The 16,883-nt window shown below is 69.3% G+C and carries 13 protein-coding genes; 10 read left to right on the top strand and 3 right to left on the bottom strand.

Features of this window, described 5'->3' with window-relative positions; genetic code table 11:
- Positions 1-269: 269 nt before the first annotated feature.
- The 5 genes from WFQ67_RS06725 (at position 270) to WFQ67_RS06705 (ending at position 3,323) form a co-directional block, all read left to right on the top strand.
- Complete coding sequence (locus tag WFQ67_RS06725; RefSeq protein ID WP_213628269.1) at positions 270-524, top strand: DUF2790 domain-containing protein; 255 nt, start codon at positions 270-272, stop codon at positions 522-524.
- Positions 525-604: 80 nt separating this feature from the next.
- A complete protein-coding gene (locus WFQ67_RS06720) occupies positions 605-1,363 on the top strand; it encodes a sulfite exporter TauE/SafE family protein (protein WP_173180095.1) in 759 nt (252 codons plus the stop codon).
- A 308-nt stretch (positions 1,364-1,671) separates the two neighbouring features.
- Entirely contained in the window at positions 1,672-1,914 is a 243-nt protein-coding gene (locus WFQ67_RS06715; protein WP_173180093.1) for an exodeoxyribonuclease VII small subunit, read from the top strand.
- Positions 1,911-2,798 (top strand): (2E,6E)-farnesyl diphosphate synthase, encoded by an 888-nt coding sequence (gene ispA, locus WFQ67_RS06710; protein ID WP_337056433.1) that lies wholly within the window; start codon positions 1,911-1,913, stop codon positions 2,796-2,798. The genes WFQ67_RS06715 and ispA overlap by 4 nt, the downstream gene beginning before the upstream one ends.
- Positions 2,799-2,933: 135 nt before the next feature.
- Complete coding sequence (locus tag WFQ67_RS06705) at positions 2,934-3,323, top strand: cupin domain-containing protein (protein WP_173180079.1); 390 nt, start codon at positions 2,934-2,936, stop codon at positions 3,321-3,323.
- A gap of 75 nt (positions 3,324-3,398) precedes the next feature.
- Here the strand turns inward: WFQ67_RS06705 and WFQ67_RS06700 are convergent, their stop codons facing one another.
- Complete coding sequence (locus WFQ67_RS06700) at positions 3,399-4,295, bottom strand: phosphatase PAP2 family protein (RefSeq protein WP_337056432.1); 897 nt, start codon at positions 4,293-4,295, stop codon at positions 3,399-3,401.
- 230 nt (positions 4,296-4,525) lie between these two features.
- Here WFQ67_RS06700 and WFQ67_RS06695 point away from each other — a divergent pair, with 230 nt between their 5' ends.
- Positions 4,526-7,795 (top strand): carboxyl transferase domain-containing protein, encoded by a 3,270-nt coding sequence (locus tag WFQ67_RS06695; RefSeq protein WP_337056431.1) that lies wholly within the window; start codon positions 4,526-4,528, stop codon positions 7,793-7,795.
- A 1,076-nt stretch (positions 7,796-8,871) separates the two neighbouring features.
- Positions 8,872-9,321, top strand: coding sequence for a BRO-N domain-containing protein (locus WFQ67_RS06690; RefSeq protein WP_337056430.1), 450 nt, complete (start codon positions 8,872-8,874; stop codon positions 9,319-9,321).
- Between the two features lie 467 nt (positions 9,322-9,788).
- On the opposite strand, the gene WFQ67_RS06685 is transcribed toward WFQ67_RS06690, so the two are convergent.
- The gene (locus WFQ67_RS06685) at positions 9,789-10,238 is read right to left on the bottom strand and encodes a winged helix-turn-helix transcriptional regulator (RefSeq protein ID WP_337056429.1); all 450 of its coding nucleotides are present in this window, start codon (positions 10,236-10,238) and stop codon (positions 9,789-9,791) included.
- 93 nt (positions 10,239-10,331) lie between these two features.
- Between WFQ67_RS06685 and WFQ67_RS06680 the strand changes: the two genes are divergently transcribed.
- The 3 genes from WFQ67_RS06680 to WFQ67_RS06670 all read left to right on the top strand — a co-directional run bounded on the left by WFQ67_RS06680 (position 10,332) and on the right by WFQ67_RS06670 (position 15,788).
- Entirely contained in the window at positions 10,332-11,549 is a 1,218-nt protein-coding gene (locus WFQ67_RS06680; RefSeq protein WP_337056428.1) for an MFS transporter, read from the top strand.
- 37 nt (positions 11,550-11,586) lie between these two features.
- Positions 11,587-13,491, top strand: coding sequence for a 1-deoxy-D-xylulose-5-phosphate synthase (dxs, locus tag WFQ67_RS06675; RefSeq protein ID WP_213628260.1), 1,905 nt, complete (start codon positions 11,587-11,589; stop codon positions 13,489-13,491).
- 329 nt (positions 13,492-13,820) lie between these two features.
- Positions 13,821-15,788: a TonB-dependent receptor plug domain-containing protein gene (locus WFQ67_RS06670; RefSeq protein ID WP_213628259.1), complete on the top strand. Its 1,968-nt coding sequence runs from the start codon at positions 13,821-13,823 to the stop codon at positions 15,786-15,788.
- Here WFQ67_RS06670 and WFQ67_RS06665 read toward each other — a convergent pair whose 3' ends face one another.
- Entirely contained in the window at positions 15,789-16,832 is a 1,044-nt protein-coding gene (locus tag WFQ67_RS06665) for an AAA family ATPase (RefSeq protein ID WP_337056427.1), read from the bottom strand.
- Positions 16,833-16,883 lie beyond the last annotated feature (51 nt).

The following is a 16,883-nucleotide window of genomic DNA, read 5'->3' as shown; positions in this document are numbered from 1 at the left end:
CAAGTTCCGTTTGGATGAGTCGGGCATGCCGGCGATGCGGTGCCACCGCAGCAACAGCGCGGCGTCGGCCGGGCCCTGGCGAAAACCGGCCGAGCATACGGCAACGCCCCCAGGCGGACAATTTCACCGGGGCGGGCTGAAGGCCTCGCCCCCGGAGCCCGGGCGGATTGTTACGCCATCCGGAAAAGCCCTTCTTCGGCGCCCCGCTTTTTCGCCGGAACGCCCTGGTTTCTCATAGTGGCCATGAACCACCCGATGAGGAGAACCCCATGAAAGCCCTTGCCTGCGGCGCCACGGCGCTGCTGTTCGTGACCCTCGCCAGCGCCGCGCATGCCGAGGGAGCGGCCCGGGCCGAGCCCTTCGTCTATGGCATGCACCTGGACGTGGCCAAGGTCGTGTCCATCGACGAGCCCCACCCGCTGACCTGCGAGTTGGTGGAAGCGAAGATGACCTACGTCGACTCCCAGGGCCGGACGCGCGCCGTGAGCTACATCAAGCAATCCGACGCCTGCTCCAACAGCTGATCCGCGCAGCACCCGGCAAGCCCCAGGCCTTTGCCTCGGAGCTGCCCGCTGCGTAAGCTCGGCGCTTTTGCGCAGTCGCCATGACCCTCGCCGATATCCTCCTGCTGCTGCTCGCCGGCTTCGCTGCCGGCGGCATGAACGCCCTCGCCGGCGGCGGCACCTTCTTCTCCTTCCCCGCCCTGCTGGCCGCCGGCCTGCCTCCCGTGACCGCCAACGCGACCAACGCCGTGGCCCTGTGGCCGGCCAGCCTGGCGGCGAGCTGGGCGGCGCGGGACCAGTTGCGCCCCCTGGGACGCTGGCTGCTGCCGCTGGTGGCGATCTCGCTGATCGGCGGCCTGGGTGGCGGGCTGCTCCTGCTGGCCGGTGGCGACGAGGTGTTCCGCCGGCTGATCCCCTGGCTGCTGCTGGCCGCTACCCTGCTGTTCGCCGCCAGCCCCTGGCTGAGCCGGCGGGTCAACCGCCAACGCGAGGCCGGCGCCCTGCCGCGCCACGGCCCGGCCGGCGGCATCGCCCACGCGCTGGTGGCGGTCTATGGCGGCTACTTCGGTGCGGGCATGGGCATCCTGCAGCTGGCGGCCTTCTCCATCGAGGGGCACCCGCTGCTGCGCGCCAATGCGCTGAAGAACCTGCTCTCCAGCACCATCTACAGCGTCGCGGTGGTCACCTTCGTCGCCGCGGGCCGGGTCAGCTGGGCCGAACTGGCGGTGCTGCTCGGCGCCGCCAGTTGCGGTGGCTACGCCGGCGGCGCGCTGGCCAGGCGCCTGCCGAGCCGCTGGTTGCGCTGGCTGGTGATCGCGGTGGGGGCGGGGATGACGGCTTACTACTTCGTCACGGCGTAGGGCGGGCCATCCTTGCAGCTGGAGCGTGATGCGCACATCGATGCAGATGCTGGCGAAGAGGGTGGAGCGACGGCCAAACGCCCCTTCCAGGAAGTCGAGGGGCTCGCCGGAAACACCGTGCGGCGGTGCGCACGGCACACCCTACGGCACGAGCCAGTCCTGTCAGGCTATAGGTTCGGATCGCCACAGCGGATTTCACCTCCTCTCGAGGCGACGGAAACACCCCGGAAACCACCGTGCTCATTTGCCCGCAAGGGCGCGGCTCTGCTAGTGTCCGCCCGTTCCGAACTGCCCCCGAGAAGCCCGCCATGGCCCGCAAGAAAGCCACCCCTGATTTCGAACAGTCCCTCGCCGACCTGCAAGCGTTGGTCGAGCGCCTGGAAAGCGGCGAGCTGTCGCTGGAAGACTCGCTCAGCGCCTTCGAACAGGGCATCCGCCTGACCCGCGAATGCCAGGGGGCGCTGAGCCAGGCGGAGCAGAAGGTGCAGATCCTCCTGGAGCGCGATGGCGAGCTGGAAGAGGCCCCCTTCGAAGCGGACGAGCAGGCATGATCGCGGCCTACCAGTCCCGCTGCCAGGCGCGCGTCGACGCCGCCCTGGAAACCCTGTTCGACGCGCCCCGCCCCGAACTGCAACGCCTTTATGAAGCCATGCGCTACAGCGTCACCAACGGTGGCAAGCGCGTGCGTCCGCTGCTGGTCTACGCGGCCTGCGAGGCACTGGCCGGCGAGATCGACCGGGCCGACGGCGCCGCCTGCGCGGTGGAGCTGATCCACGCCTACTCCCTGGTCCACGACGACCTGCCGGCCATGGACGACGACGACCTGCGCCGGGGCAAGCCCACCACCCACAAGGCCTTCGACGAAGCCTGCGCCATCCTCGCCGGCGACGGCCTGCAGACCCTGGCCTTCGAAGTGCTGGCGGACCGACGCCACAACCCGCAGAGCGCCGATACGCGCCTGGCCATGGTCGGCACCCTGGCCCGCGCCGCCGGCCCCGCCGGCATGGTCGGCGGCCAGGCCATCGACCTCGGCTCGGTGGGCCTGAAGCTCGACCAGCAGGCCCTGGAAGTGATGCACCGGCACAAGACCGGCGCCCTGATCGAAGCCAGCGTGCGCCTCGGCGCCCTGGCCAGCGGCAAAGCCGACGACGCCTCGCTCAAGTCCCTGCAGACCTACGCCCAGGCCATCGGCCTGGCCTTCCAGGTGCAGGACGACATCCTCGACGTCGAGAGCGACACCGCCACCCTCGGCAAGACCCAGGGCAAGGACCAGGCCAGCGACAAGCCCACCTACCCGGCCCTGCTCGGCCTCGACGACGCCAAGGCCTACGCCCTGGAACTGCGCGACATCGCCCTGCACGCCCTGCGCCCCTTCGGCGAGGCCGCCGAGCCCCTGCGCGACCTGGCCCGCTACATCGTCGAACGGCGTAGCTGAAACGCCCCTGGCCCCGGCCACGCCGGGGCCTGCCCGCCGGGCGTCCTACCCAAGCTTCAGCAACGCCCTACCCGCCTCCGCTGTTAACGTCGTCCTGGCCCTGCCCGACCTTGGTCAACCAGCCTGGAGGCCCCCATGAAGGCGATCGACATCCACACGGCTCTCGACAGTATCCGCAGCGGGCGGATCATGACGCTGGAGCCGCAAACCCAGCCGCTCACCCAGCTGATGCCCTTCCAGCCCGGCGCCAGCGCCATCCACCTGGGGCGCCTCACCGGCGAATCGCCCTGGGAACGCCACCCGGACGGCGACAAGCTGCTGCAGGTGCTCGAGGGCGAACTGGACATCACCCTGCTGGCCGCCATCGGCGTGCTGCAGGAAACCGTCCGCGCCGGTTCCATCCTGGTGGTGCCGCGTGGCCTCTGGCACCGCCTCAACGGGCGCGAGGCCGCAGTCCTGGCGGTGATGCCCCGGCACGGCGAGAGCAGCGCGCACCCGCCGGCCCTGGCCAGCCAGCCGGCCTGAAGAAGGGGGCCCACCGGCCCCGGTAAAGCAGCGAGACATGCGCCGCCGATGAGTCGCTCATCGGCGGCGTTTCATTCAGGCCGCCTGGGCCAGCGCCTGGGGCGCCGGTTCGCGGCGCGCCTTGAGCAGGCCGAGGCGCACCAGCAGCCAGGGCATCAGCGCGGCGACGAAGCCGCCCATCACCAACCCGCGGAACGCCTGCCAGGCCTGGCCATCGAGGGAGAAGGCGAAGCCGATGCGCTTGAGCGCCCATTGCAGGCCGATGAACGCCAGCGCGCCGAGCGTCGCCGCCAGCACCCGCCGCCACACCGCGACCTCCATGGAGAAGTCCAGGTGGCGATAGCCGTACAACACGGCGACCATCAGCCCCGCCAACAGCGGCACGTAGCTCGGCGGCTCGCCACGCCAGGTGAAGTACGCCAGCGCGGTGGCACCGATGATCAGCATCAGCAGCACCAGCGCCGGCACCTCGCGCCAGCCCTGCCAGCGCTGCGCCAGGGCGAAGCAGCCGAGGGTCGCGGCGCCCAGCAGCGAGCCGCCGATCAGGTCCTCGATGTCGTGGGCACCCAGGTACAGGCGGCTGAAGAGGATGCCCGCCACCAGGGTGCAGGCCAGCGCCCAGAACCACAGGCGACGGACTTCGAGGGCCAGCCAGAACCAGATCACCACCGAAATCTGCGCGTGCCCGCTGGGCAGGCCGAAGCTCTCGCCCACCTCGTGGTCCATGCGCAGGGCGATGTCCGGGCGCGGGTCCTGCCAGTAGTCCTTGAGCCAGGCATTGAGCAGCGCGGTGATCGCCACCAGCACCAGCAGGCGGAAGAACACCGCGCGGTGCCAGGCCCAGTAGCCCAGGGGCAGGAAGAAGAGGATGAATTTCTCGTACCCGAGCAGGGTGAAGAAGCGCATCAGCGGCGTCAGCGCGTCGCTGCGCAGGGGCAGCACCCAATCCAGGCTGTGCAGCAATTCGTTCATGGTCGTCCTTGGGGGCGGAGGAAGGCGCCACAGATACTTGAGGGCGTGGCGGCCGGCAAGGTCCGATCAGGACAAAAGTCCTCACTTCCCGCGCAAGCTCCATCAGCCACCCTGAGAAAGGGGTATTCGGCAGGGCGAACATCGGTCCTGCGCCGAACGGGACTGTCTAGGATGAAGGCCATCCTGCGGCACAACGACAAGACCAAGAAGAACCCACTGGAAGAGCTGCTGTGAACCGACCCATCACCCGCCTGCTAATCGCCAACCGTGGCGAGATCGCCATCCGCATCGCCCGAGCCGCCGCCGAGCTGGATATCCCCAGCGTCGCGGTGTACGCCGAGGACGACACCGCCTCCCTGCACCTGCGCAAGGCCGACCAGGCCGTGGCGCTCAAGGGCCGGGGCGCGGCCGCCTACCTGGACATGCAGCAGTTGCTCGACGCCGCCCTGGCCAGCGGCTGCGACGCCGTGCACCCGGGCTACGGCTTCCTCAGCGAGAACGCCGCCTTCGCACGCCTCTGCGACGAGGTCGGCGTGCGCTTCATCGGCCCCGCGCCGGAGGCCCTGGACACCTTCGGCGACAAGGCCCGCGCCCGCGAGCTGGCCGAACGCTGCGGCGTGCCCCTGGCCGCCGGCAGCAACCGCGCCACCACCCTGGAGGAGGCCCGCGCCTTCCTCGAAAGCGGCCCCATCATGCTCAAGGCCCTGGCCGGGGGCGGCGGCCGGGGCATGCGCCCGGTGCGCGATGCCGCCGAGCTGGAAGAGGCCTACGCGCGCTGCCAATCGGAGGCGCGCACCGCCTTCGGCAACGACGCGCTCTACGTCGAGCGGCTGATCGAGCAGGCCCGGCACATCGAGGTGCAGGTGGTCGGTGACGGCGAGGCGGTCAGCCACCTGTGGGAACGCGATTGCAGCCTGCAGCGGCGCAACCAGAAGGTCATCGAAATCGCCCCCGCTCCGGAGCTCGACCCGGCGCTGCGCCAGCGCATCCTAGACGCCGCCCTGACCCTGGCAGCCGAGGCCCGCTATCGCGGCATCGGCACCTTCGAATTCCTCGTCGACGATGCGCGCGGCGACTTCGTGTTCATGGAGGCCAACCCGCGCATCCAGGTGGAGCACTGCATCACCGAAGCGGTCACCGGCATCGACCTGGTGCAGGTGCAGCTGCGCATCGCCGCCGGCGCCACCCTCGCCGAGCTGGGCCTGGCGCAACCGGCCGCGCCCCGGGGCTTCGCCGTGCAGCTGCGGATCAACCTGGAAACCATGCAGGCCGACGGCAGCGCGCGCCCGGCCGGCGGCGTCATCAGCGCCTACGAGCCGCCCAGTGGCGCCGGCATCCGCGTCGACGGCTACGGCTACGCCGGCTACGCCACCAGCCCCAGCTACGACTCGCTGCTGGCCAAGGTCATCGTCCAGGGCGAGGACTTCCCCGCCGCCCTGCGCCGCGCCTACCGCGCCCTCTGCGAATTCCGCCTGGAGGGCGTGGCGAGCAACATCCACTTCCTGCAGAACCTGCTGCGCCGCCCGGAGCTGGCGGACAACCGCGTCAGCACCCGCTTCATCGAACAGCACATCGCCGCGCTGCTGGCCCCGCAACAGGCCGCCCACCCGCACCTGTTCGTCAGCGGCGCCGGCGGCCAGGCCGCGCACGCCGCCGTGGCCGACGTGCCGGCCGGCTGCATCGCCCTGAACGCCCCCAGCCAGGGCGTGCTGGTCAGCCTGGAGGTGGCCGAGGGCGACGCCGTCGCCGTCGGCCAGGCAGTGGCGGTGCTGGAGGCGATGAAGATGGAATTCGTGGTCAAGGCCAGCCACAGCGGCATCGTCCGCGCGCTGCCCGTGGCCCCTGGCGATGCCCTGTTCGAAGGCGCCGCGCTGCTCTACCTGGAGCCGGCGGAGGTGAGCGGCGATGCCGTGGCCAGCGAGGAAAGCCACGACCTGGCGCACATCCGCGCCGACCTCGCCGAGGTGCTGGAGCGCCACGCCATCACCCGCGACGAACGCCGCCCCGACGCCGTGGCGCGCCGCCGCAAGACCGGCCAGCGCACCACCCGCGAGAACCTCGACGACCTGCTCGACGCCGGCAGCTTCATCGAATACGGCGCCCTGGCCCTGGCCGCCCAGCGCCGTCGCCGCACCCTGGACGAGCTGATCCAGCAGAGCCCGGCCGATGGCCTGGTGGCGGGGCTCGGCACCGTCAACGCCGAACACTTCGGCAGCGAGGCCGCGCGCTGCATGGCCATCTCCTACGACTACACCGTGTTCGCCGGCACCCAGGGCGTGATGAACCACAAGAAGACCGACCGCATGCTCGGCCTCGCCGAACAGTGGCGCCTGCCGCTGGTGCTGTTCGCCGAAGGCGGTGGCGGCCGGCCGGGGGATACCGACTTCGTCGGCGTGGCCGGGCTGGACTGCCACACCTTCGTCGCCATGGCCCGGCTCTCCGGCCTGGTGCCGCTGGTGGGCGTCGTCTCCGGTCGCTGCTTCGCCGGCAACGCCGCGTTGCTGGGCTGCTGCGACGTGATCATCGCCACCCGCAACGCCAGCATCGGCATGGCCGGCCCGGCGATGATCGAGGGCGGCGGCCTGGGCAGCTTCAAGGCCGAGGACGTCGGCCCCACCTCGGTGCAGGGCCCCAACGGCGTGATCGACGTGCTGGTGGAGGACGAAGCCGAAGCGGTGGCCGTGGCCAAGCGCTACCTGGCCTACTTCCAGGGCACGGCCAGCGATTGGCGATGCGCCGACCAGCGCGAACTGCGCCATGCCATCCCCGAGAACCGCCTGCGCGTCTACGACATCCGCACGGTGATCGGCCTGCTGGCGGACGAAGGCTCGGTGCTGGAGCTGCGCCGCCAGTTCGCCCCGGGGATGATCACCGCCTTCGTCCGCATCGAGGGCAAGCCCTTCGGCCTGCTGGCCAACAACCCCATGCACCTGGGTGGCGCCATCGACGCCCAGGCCGGCGACAAGGCCGCGCGCTTCATGCAGCTGTGCGACGCCTTCGACATCCCCATGCTCTCGCTCTGCGACACCCCCGGCTTCATGGTCGGCCCGGAGTCGGAGAAACAGGCCACGGTGCGCCATGTCTCGCGCATGTTCGTCGCCGCCGCCAGCCTCTCGGTGCCCTTCTTCACCGTGGTGCTGCGCAAGGGCTACGGCCTCGGCGCCCAGGCCATGGCGGCGGGCAGCTTCCACTCGCCGATGTTCACCATCGCCTGGCCCAGCGGCGAGTTCGGCGCCATGGGCCTGGAGGGCGCGGTACGCCTGGGTTTTGCCAAGGAACTGGCCGCCGTGGAAGACCTCGGAGAGCGGCAGAAGCTGTTCGACAAGATGGTCGCCAAGGCCTACCAGAACGGCAAAGCCATCAACATGGCCAGCTTCCTGGAGATCGACGCCGTCATCGACCCGGAGCAGACCCGCGCCTGGCTCCTGCGCGGCCTCAACGCCGCGCCGAAACCCGCCCCCCGGGAAGGCCGCAAGCGCCCGTTCGTGGATACCTGGTAGGCCGCGCCAACCCATCGCGAATGAATTCGCTCCCACAGATACGCACCGCCTTTTGTGGGAGCGGATTCATCCGCGAAAAGCCCTCACACGCGGCCCCAAATGCAGCCGTAGGATGGCGTAGAGCGAAGCGAAACCCATCGATTCGAGGCTCCGACCTGACACCGGTGTCGCCCCCAGCATGGTTTCGCACGGCTCGCGGAACGCCGCCCGCCCCATCCAACGTGTCACCGCGATCCCTCGATCGCGAATGAATTGGCTCTGTCTGCGTTAAAGGTTGCTAGAAGAGTTGAGCCCAGCTGATTGCCGAGCTTTGCTGATGCTTTTGGTTTCGCCCACCCGGGCGAGTCCCTTTTCCAGTCGTTGAAAAGGAACCAAAAAACTTGCCCCTCCATACGGGTCTGGCTTCGCCAGACTTCCCTCGCTCCATCATCGTTTCAGGGGTACGCCGCGAAGGGCCATCCCTGGCCCATCGCGGCTCTCGCGACATCCATGTCGCTCAACCCCTGAAACGACGATTGCGCTCGGCCTCCTGAAAGGGGCGTTTGGCGGCTGCTCCAACTTTCTTCGTTCGAATCCTCACATTGATGTACGCACCGCCCCAGCGCGCACGTGGCGGGGCTTTCGTAGGATGGCGTAGAGCGAAGCGAAACCCATCGATTCGAGGCTCCGACCTGACGCTGGCGCCGGACCGGCAGCATGGGTTTCGCGGAGCTCTACCCATCCTACGGGCGCCCCACGTGCCGCGCGGAAATTTCCCAAACCCGCCGCAACCCCTTGTTCGCCTCCCACCCGCTCCCTAAGTTCGCCCGGTCGCGGTCAATCCCGCGGCCGGGTTTGACGACCTGAATCATGCGCGCGCTATGCCTACGGTGCCGGCGGGAAACGACGGACGCTTCCCGTGGCACCGGTCTAGCGTGCAGTTTCTTAAACTGCACGCCCTCTATGGCAGACCGCGCGGGGAGACCTTAGCGGTCTGCCGGTGCATGATCCGGTTCGTCAACCCCGTTGCGGTCTGCCACCCCTTCGAATGACGACGAAGCCGGCAGCTCCCTGACCAACTACGGGAGTTACACATCATGCATGACGCACTCACCCCCACCTTCTTCCACCGCCACGGCCGCCCGCTGCGCGGCGTGATGATCGACGACCAACCCTGGTTCTGCGCCTACGACTTCGCCCGCCTGCTGGGGCTGCACCACCCCCAGGCGCTGCACCGTCGCCTGCGTCCCTATCAGGTTCGCAAGGCCCGCTTCACCTACGCCACGGGCAGCGAGGAGGAGGTCCAGCTCGTCAGCGAAGGGGGCCTGTACCAGGCCATGCTCCGCTTCGGCCATCCCGAGCTCCGGCACCTGGAGGAATGGCTCGCCCGCGACGTGATCCCCACCCTGCGCGACCAGTACATCAGCGCGCGCCAGCAGCCACGGCGGGTGATGCTCGATTGGCAGTCCCGCTGCCTGGTGCTGCTGGATTGGCAAGGCGAGCTGTGGATGCAGTGGGAAAAGGTGCCGCGCTACCGGGGGCTCTGAAACACCCGGGCAGGGTGCCGCCCCCAGCATGGGTTTCGCTTCGCTCTACACCATCCTACGAAAACCGCCAGCCGCGGCGTTCACCCGGTGGTGATGCGCACATCAATGTGAAGTCGTGAGCCTCGACGTTGGAGCAGCCGCCAAACGCCCCTTTCAGGAGGCCGAGCGCAATCGTCGTTTCAGGGGTTGAGCGACATGGATGTCGCGAAAGGCGTACCGGGCCATGGATGGCCCGTTACGCCGTGCCCCTGAAATGATGATGGAGCGAGGGAAGTCTGGCGAAGCCAGACCCGTATGGAGGGGCAAGCGCTTTTGGTTACTTTTCTGGCGATTGAGAAAAGTGACTCGCCCGGCAAGGCGAAACAGAAACCATCAGCAAAACTCGGCAATCAACCGGGCTACAAATCTGCTAGCAACACTTAACGCCAACAGAGCCAATTAATTCGCTCCCACGTCCTGCGGCTCGGTCAACCCGCCGCGACCTCGACCTTGTGCACGCGGGTGTCGGCGGCGCTGACGGGGCGGCCATTGGCGTCGCGGACTTCCAGCCGTGCCAGGGGCTGGCCAGCGGGATCGAGCAGCTCGGAGTGCACCTCGCCGGGGGCGAAGCAATGCGCCTCGCCCCATTGGCGCAGGCTGACGATCAGGGTGAACAGGTCGCGCCCCTTGGCCGTCAGGGCGTAGGCCTGGTAGGCGCTGCCGTCGGCGGCCGGCTCGATGCACAGGATGCCCTCGGCCACCAGCCGGCGCAGGCGGTCGCTGAGGATGTTCTTGGCCACGCCGAGGCTCTTCTGCAACTCGCCGAAGCGCTGCAGGCCGTCGAACAGGTCGCGCACGATCATCAGTGACCAGCGGTCACCCACGAGCTCCAGCGCCCGGGCCACCGGGCAGTGCTCGACGGTTGCGTCGTGGTTCATCACTCCTCTCCCCATCGCGAAAACTGGTTGCAGTTTAAAACCACCGCCATTAGCCTTCAAATGGTTTCATTTTGAAACCAGAAGGATCGCACCATGCCCACCAAAGGTTCCCTGTCACCAGCCCGGGTCTGGCTGCTGGCCGTCGCCTGCGGCCTCAGCGTCGCCAATGTCTACTACGCCCACCCGCTGCTGGATGCGATGGCCAGCGACCTGGGCATCAGCCGTGCCGCCATCGGCGGGGTGATCAGCGTGACCCAGGCGGGCAGCGCCCTGGCCCTCCTCGTGCTGGTGCCGCTGGGCGACCTGCTGGAGCGGCGCCGGCTGATGGCCACGCAGTTGCTCCTGCTGGTCGGCTCGCTGCTGCTGGTCGCCCTCGCCCGCCAGCCGTGGCTGATCCTGCTGGGCATGCTCGGCCTCGGCCTGCTCGGCACGGCCATGACCCAGGGCCTCTTGGCCTTCGCCGCCAGCCTGGCCGGCGATGCGGAGCGCGGGCGCGTGCTGGGGACGGTGCAGGGGGGCGTGGTGGTCGGCCTGCTGCTGGCGCGCAGCCTGTCCGGGGCGATGGCGGACCTGGGCGGCTGGCGCGCGGTGTACCTGCTCTCGGCGCTGCTGATGGCGGCGTTGCTGCCGGTGCTCTGGCGGTGCCTGCCGGCGCTGCGCAGCGACGCCGGCCTGGGCTACCCGGCGCTGCTGCGCTCGATGTTCGTGCTGCTGCGCGAGGACCGCGTGCTGCAGGTGCGCGGCGTGCTGGCCCTGTTGCTGTTCACGGTGTTCAACCTGTTCTGGGCCGCGTTGGTGATGCCGCTGAGCGCTCCGCCCCTGTCGCTGAGCCCCGGGGCCATCGGCGCCTTCGGCCTGGTCGGGGCGGTGGGCGCGCTGGCGGCGGCACGCGCCGGGCGCTGGGCCGATCGCGGCCAGGCGCAGCGTGCCAGCGGCCTGGCCCTGGCGCTGCTGGCGCTGGCCTGGGTGCCGCTGGCCTTCACCGGGCAATCGCTCTGGGCGCTGCTGCTCGGCATCCTCCTGCTGGACGCCGCCGGCCAGGCGCTGCACGTGCTCAACCAGAGCCTGGTGCTGGGCGGCGGCAACCCCGCCCACGCCCGCCTGATCAGCCTCTACATGCTGTTCTACGCCGCCGGCAGCGCCCTCGGCGGGTTCGCCGCCACCTACCTCCATGCCCGGGCCGGCTGGCACGGCGTGTGCCTGGCCGGCGGGGCGCTCAGCCTGCTCGCCCTGGCCTTCTGGTGGGCGACCCTGCCGGGCCGCAACGGCATCCGACACCATGTCTTGGGCAGGCAAAGCGGCATCAGGTAAACTGCCGCATCTTTTTGCACCCATAACGACTAGCCTGATGCCCACGACGTTCCACGAGATTCCCCGCGAGCGCCCGCTCACGCCCCTGCTCGACCGCGCGACGACGCCGGACGAGCTGCGCCGGCTGGGCGAAGCCGAGCTGGAAACCCTGGCCGACGAACTGCGCCAGTACCTGCTCTATACCGTCGGCCAGACCGGCGGGCATTTCGGCGCCGGTCTGGGCGTGGTCGAGCTGACCATCGCCCTGCACTACGTCTTCGATACGCCCGATGACCGGCTGGTCTGGGACGTGGGCCACCAGGCCTACCCGCACAAGATCCTCACCGGTCGCCGCGAGCAGATGAGCAGCCTGCGCCAGAAGGACGGCGTCGCCGCCTTCCCGCGCCGCAGCGAGAGCGAGTACGACACCTTCGGCGTCGGCCACTCCAGCACCTCCATCAGCGCCGCGCTGGGCATGGCCATCGCCGCCCGCATGCAGGGCTCGGGGCGCAAGTCCATCGCCGTGATCGGCGACGGCGCGCTCACCGCAGGCATGGCCTTCGAGGCGCTGAACCACGCCTCCGACGTGCAGGCCGACATGCTGGTGATCCTCAACGACAACGACATGTCGATCTCGCGCAACGTCGGGGGCCTGTCCAACTACCTGGCCAAGATCCTCTCCAGCCGCACCTACGCGAGCATGCGCGAGGGCAGCAAGAAGGTGCTCTCGCGCCTGCCCGGCGCCTGGGAGATCGCCCGTCGCACCGAGGAGTACGCCAAGGGCATGCTGGTTCCCGGCACCCTGTTCGAGGAACTCGGCTGGAACTACATCGGCCCCATCGACGGCCACGACCTGCCCACCCTGGTCGCCACCCTGCGCAACATGCGCGACCTCAAGGGCCCGCAGTTCCTCCACGTGGTGACCAAGAAGGGCAAGGGCTTCGCCCCGGCCGAGGCCGACCCCATCGGCTACCACGCCATCACCAAGCTGGAGCCGATCAACGCGCCGGCCGCGCCGAAGAAAGCCTCCGGGCCCAAGTACTCCAACGTCTTCGGCCAGTGGCTGTGCGACATGGCGTCCCAGGACCCGCGCCTGGTGGGCATCACCCCGGCGATGAAGGAAGGCTCGGACCTGGTGGCCTTCGCCGAGCGCTTCCCCGATCGCTACTTCGACGTCGCCATCGCCGAGCAGCACGCCGTGACCCTGGCGGCCGGCATGGCCTGCGACGGCGCCAAGCCGGTGGTGGCGATCTACTCCACCTTCCTCCAGCGCGGTTATGACCAGCTGATCCACGATGTCGCGGTGCAGAACCTCGACGTGCTGTTCGCCATCGACCGCGCCGGCCTGGTGGGCGAGGACGGCCCGACCCACGCGGGCAGCTTCGACCTCTCCTACCTGCGCTGCATCCCCGGCATGCTGGTGATGACCCCGAGCGACGAGAACGAACTGCGTCTGCTGCTGACCACCGGGCACCACTTCCCGGGCCCGGCGGCGGTGCGCTACCCGCGCGGCAGCGGCCCCAACGCCAGCATCGACAAGGAGCTGGTGCCGGTGGAGATCGGCAAGGCCGTGGTTCGCCGCCAGGGTGCCCGCGTCGCCATCCTCGCCTTCGGCGTGCAGCTGGCCGAGGCCCTGCAGGTGGGCGAGACGCTGGGCGCCACCGTGGTCGACATGCGCTTCGTCAAGCCGCTGGACGAGGCCCTGGTGCGTGAACTGGCCGGCAGCCACACGCTGCTGGTGACGGTCGAGGAGAACAGCGTGATGGGTGGTGCCGGCGCCGCCGTCAGCGAGTTCCTCGCCCGCGAGAACATCCTGCTGCCCGTGCTGCACCTGGGCCTGCCGGATTACTACGTCGAGCACGCCAAGCCGGCGCAGATGCTCGCCGAGTGCGGCCTGGATGCCAGCGGCATCGAAGCCTCGATCCGCGAACGCCTGGCCTTGCTGGATCGCAACGCCGGCTAGACTGCCAGAAGTGTTTCGCCGCGCCACCGGGCGCGGCGCTTGTTAGCCCGAGACACCCGGGCCCGGTCCCAGGCCGCCGCAGAGCGACCAGGCGAGCCCACCACGGGGAGCCCGCGACAGGCGGTGCCGGCTCCCGGCCCCAGGTGCAGGATGTCGTCGAACGGCCCGAGAGTCGTCGACGCGGTGCGGGGCTGCGTGGCAACGGTGTCTCGTCGTACGACGTGTGTTGCGGAGGGGCTGCACCGTCAAGCACAGGCGATCACCGGTCGCGCAGTCGTTCTTGTCCCGCCCTTCTCGAAAGTCATGGATCTTTTGAGGAGACATCGATCATGCGTTCCCGTCTGGCCCTGGCCATCGCCATGGCTCCCTGCCTCGCGGCAGCCGAAGAAATCCCCCTGGACAGCCTCGACGCGCTGAAGAGCCCCTATGTGGTGGCCACTTCGGGCAACGCGCTGGAGCCCCGCTCCCAGGCCACCGCCGCCACCAGCATCTTCACCCGCAAGGACATCTCCCGGCTGAAGGTAAAGAGCGTGCCGGACCTGCTGGCCCGCGTGCCGGGCATGTCGGTCGAGCAGAGCGGCGGGCGCGGCAGCTCTGCCAACCTCTACCTGCGCGGCAGCAATGCCAACCAGACGCTGGTGCTGATCGACGGCGTGCGCATCGGCTCGCTGGTGGACGGCCTGCCACGCCTGCAATACCTGGGCATGGAGCAGATCGAGCGGGTCGAGGTCACCCGGGGCGGGCGCTCCAGCCTGTACGGCTCGGGCGCGATGGGCGGCGTCATCCAGGTCTTCACCCGCCGTGGCGAGGGCGCCGGCCTGGAGCCGCGCTTCGACTTCAGCCTCGGCGACAGCGACACCAACGAGAACAGCGTGGGCCTGTCCGGCGGTGACGAACGCACCCGCTTCGACCTCAACGCCAGCCTCGAAGAGCTGCGCATGGATCGCAGCGACGACATCGACGGCGCCAACACCGACGACGACACCTACCGCAACCGCGGCCTGAGCATGAGCCTGGAGCACCGCATCACCGAGCAGTGGCGCACCGGCCTCAACGTGCTCGACCAGCGCGGCAAGAGCGACATGGACGGCGACTCCGTCTGGTTCCCCGGCCAGCCCACCGACGAGTTCACCCTGAGCAGCACCTCCGCCTACCTGGAGGCGGAGCTCGACCCGCGCTGGACCAGCCGCCTGCAGGCCGGCCACGCCGAGGAAAAGAGCCACCTCGACACCGTCTACAACTTCATCACCGCCCTTGAGGAATACGCCACCTACCGCGACTCCCTGGAGTGGCAGAACACCCTGCGCCTGGACGAGCACCAGCAGGTGCTGCTGGGCGCCGAATGGTACGAGGAACGCCTGCGCGCCAACGTGCCCTTCGAGGAAACCGAGCGCCGCAACCAGGCCTGGTTCGCCCAGCATCGCTTCCGCGCCGCGCCCTTCGGCACCGAGCTGGGCTGGCGCCACGACAAGAACGAGCAATACGGCAGCGAGGACAGCCTCAACGCTGCCCTGGACTTCGACCTGCCGCTGAACACCCAACTGGTGCTGAGCTACGCCGAAGGCTTCCGCGTACCCACCTTCACCGAGCTCTATGTGCCGGACATGTTCTTCCCCAGCGGCAACCCGAACCTCGAACCCGAGCATTCCAAGACCTGGGAAGCCCAGCTGCGCGGTGCGCACTACGACACCGACTGGAGCTTCGGCGTCTACCGCACCGATGTGCAAGACCTGATCACCGACGTGATGGAGTTCGACCCCGTCTTCGTCCACGAGATGCGCAACGTCGGCAAGGCCCGCATCAATGGCCTGGACCTCAGCGCCTCGCGGGACTTCATGGGCTGGACCACCCGCCTCAACCTGGGCCTGGTCGACCCGCGCGACCGCGACACCGGCCACACCCTGCCTGGCCGCTCGCGGCGCAACCTGGCCCTGGACGTGGACAAGCAGTTCGGTGACTACAGCTTCGGCTTCAGCTGGCTGGGCGTCTCCAGCCGCTACGTGGACGCCGCCAATACCCAGAAATCACCGGGCTACGGGCGCATCGACATCCGCGCCGGCTGGGGCTTCCTCAAGGGCCTGAAGGTGGAGACGCGGGTGGAGAACATCGCCAACAAGCAGTACTCGCAGAAGTACTACGGCAGCGGCTCCAGCTTCTCCTCCAACCCCTTCGGCGACGGAGTCCCTTACGTCGACAACGACGTGGACATCCCCGACCCGACCATCGAGGAGAACACCGGCTTCCAGGAAGAAGGCCGCAAGGTGGTGATGACCCTCAAGTGGTCGCCGCAGTTCTAGTCAGGCCGCCTCGCCCGCACTCACCCGCAGGCTGCCCTCCCGGCGCGCCGCCACCAGGCGGGTCGCGCCGGGGGACGCCAGCAGGCACTCGGCCAGCGCCGGCTCCAGCAGCACCCGCACGCGCCGCCCCAGGTCACGGGCGCCGTAGCGCGGGTCATGGCCGAGGCAGAGCAGCTCGCGGGCGCTCTCGTCCAGCACCAGCGTCCGCCCCTGGCGTGCCAGGCGCTGGTTGAGGCGCGCCAGTTCGATGTCGAGCAAGGCCTCCAGGTGGTCCTCGCCGATGCGCTCGAAGCAGACGACGCGGTCCAGCCGGTTGAGGAACTCCGGGTCGAAGTGGCGTTGCAACGCCGCCTCCAGCACCCGCGCCTCATTGCGCGGGGAGACCCCGAACAGGCGCCGCCAGCTACGCGAATAGCGCTCGCGGAACTGCCAGGCCTCCTGGGCGCCGATATTGCTGGTGAGGAAGATCAGGCTGTTGCGGAAGTCGATGCGCCGGCTGCCGGCGCTCAAGGTCAGCTGGCCGTTCTCCAGCACGCCGAGCAGGCTGCGCACCACCTCCTTGCCGGCTTTCTCCAGCTCATCGAAGAGCACGATGCCGGGGCGGCCGAAGCTGCCCTGGATGGCCTCGGCGTCGAACAGCGTGGCGCCCTCCTTGCTGCCCACGTAGCCCGGCGGCGCGCCGGTGAGCGCGGCGGCGTAGTGTTCCTGGGCCAGGGTCTGCATGTCGATGCGGCAGAAGGCGTCGGCGCGGCCGTGGATGGCCAGCGCCAGCAGGCGCACCAGCTCGGTCTTGCCGACGCCGGTGGGGCCCATGAACAGGTTCACCGCCAGGGGCCGCTCGCGGTCGCCGATGTCCGCCTTGACCACCTTGAGCAGGGCCTCCACCGCCTCCAGCGCGGCGTCCTGGCCGACGATGCGCGTGCGCAGGAGGGCCATGACGGTGTCGGGCTCGAAGAGAAAGCGCGACTGCAAGCGCGCCACCGGCACCTCGCCGCGCCCCAGGTGCTCGCGGTTGTGCTCGATCAGGTCGTTGACGAAGGGCATCCGGGCTCCTCGGTTCAGGGAATCACGGTCGGTGGGCCGCCCCGCTCACGG

Origin of the sequence: Pseudomonas sp. USHLN015 (assembly GCF_037153275.1) — a bacterium.
GTDB classification, from domain to species: domain Bacteria; phylum Pseudomonadota; class Gammaproteobacteria; order Pseudomonadales; family Pseudomonadaceae; genus Metapseudomonas; species Metapseudomonas tohonis.
Note: the sequence above shows the minus strand (reverse complement) of the source record. Positions and strands in the feature narration are given on the sequence as shown.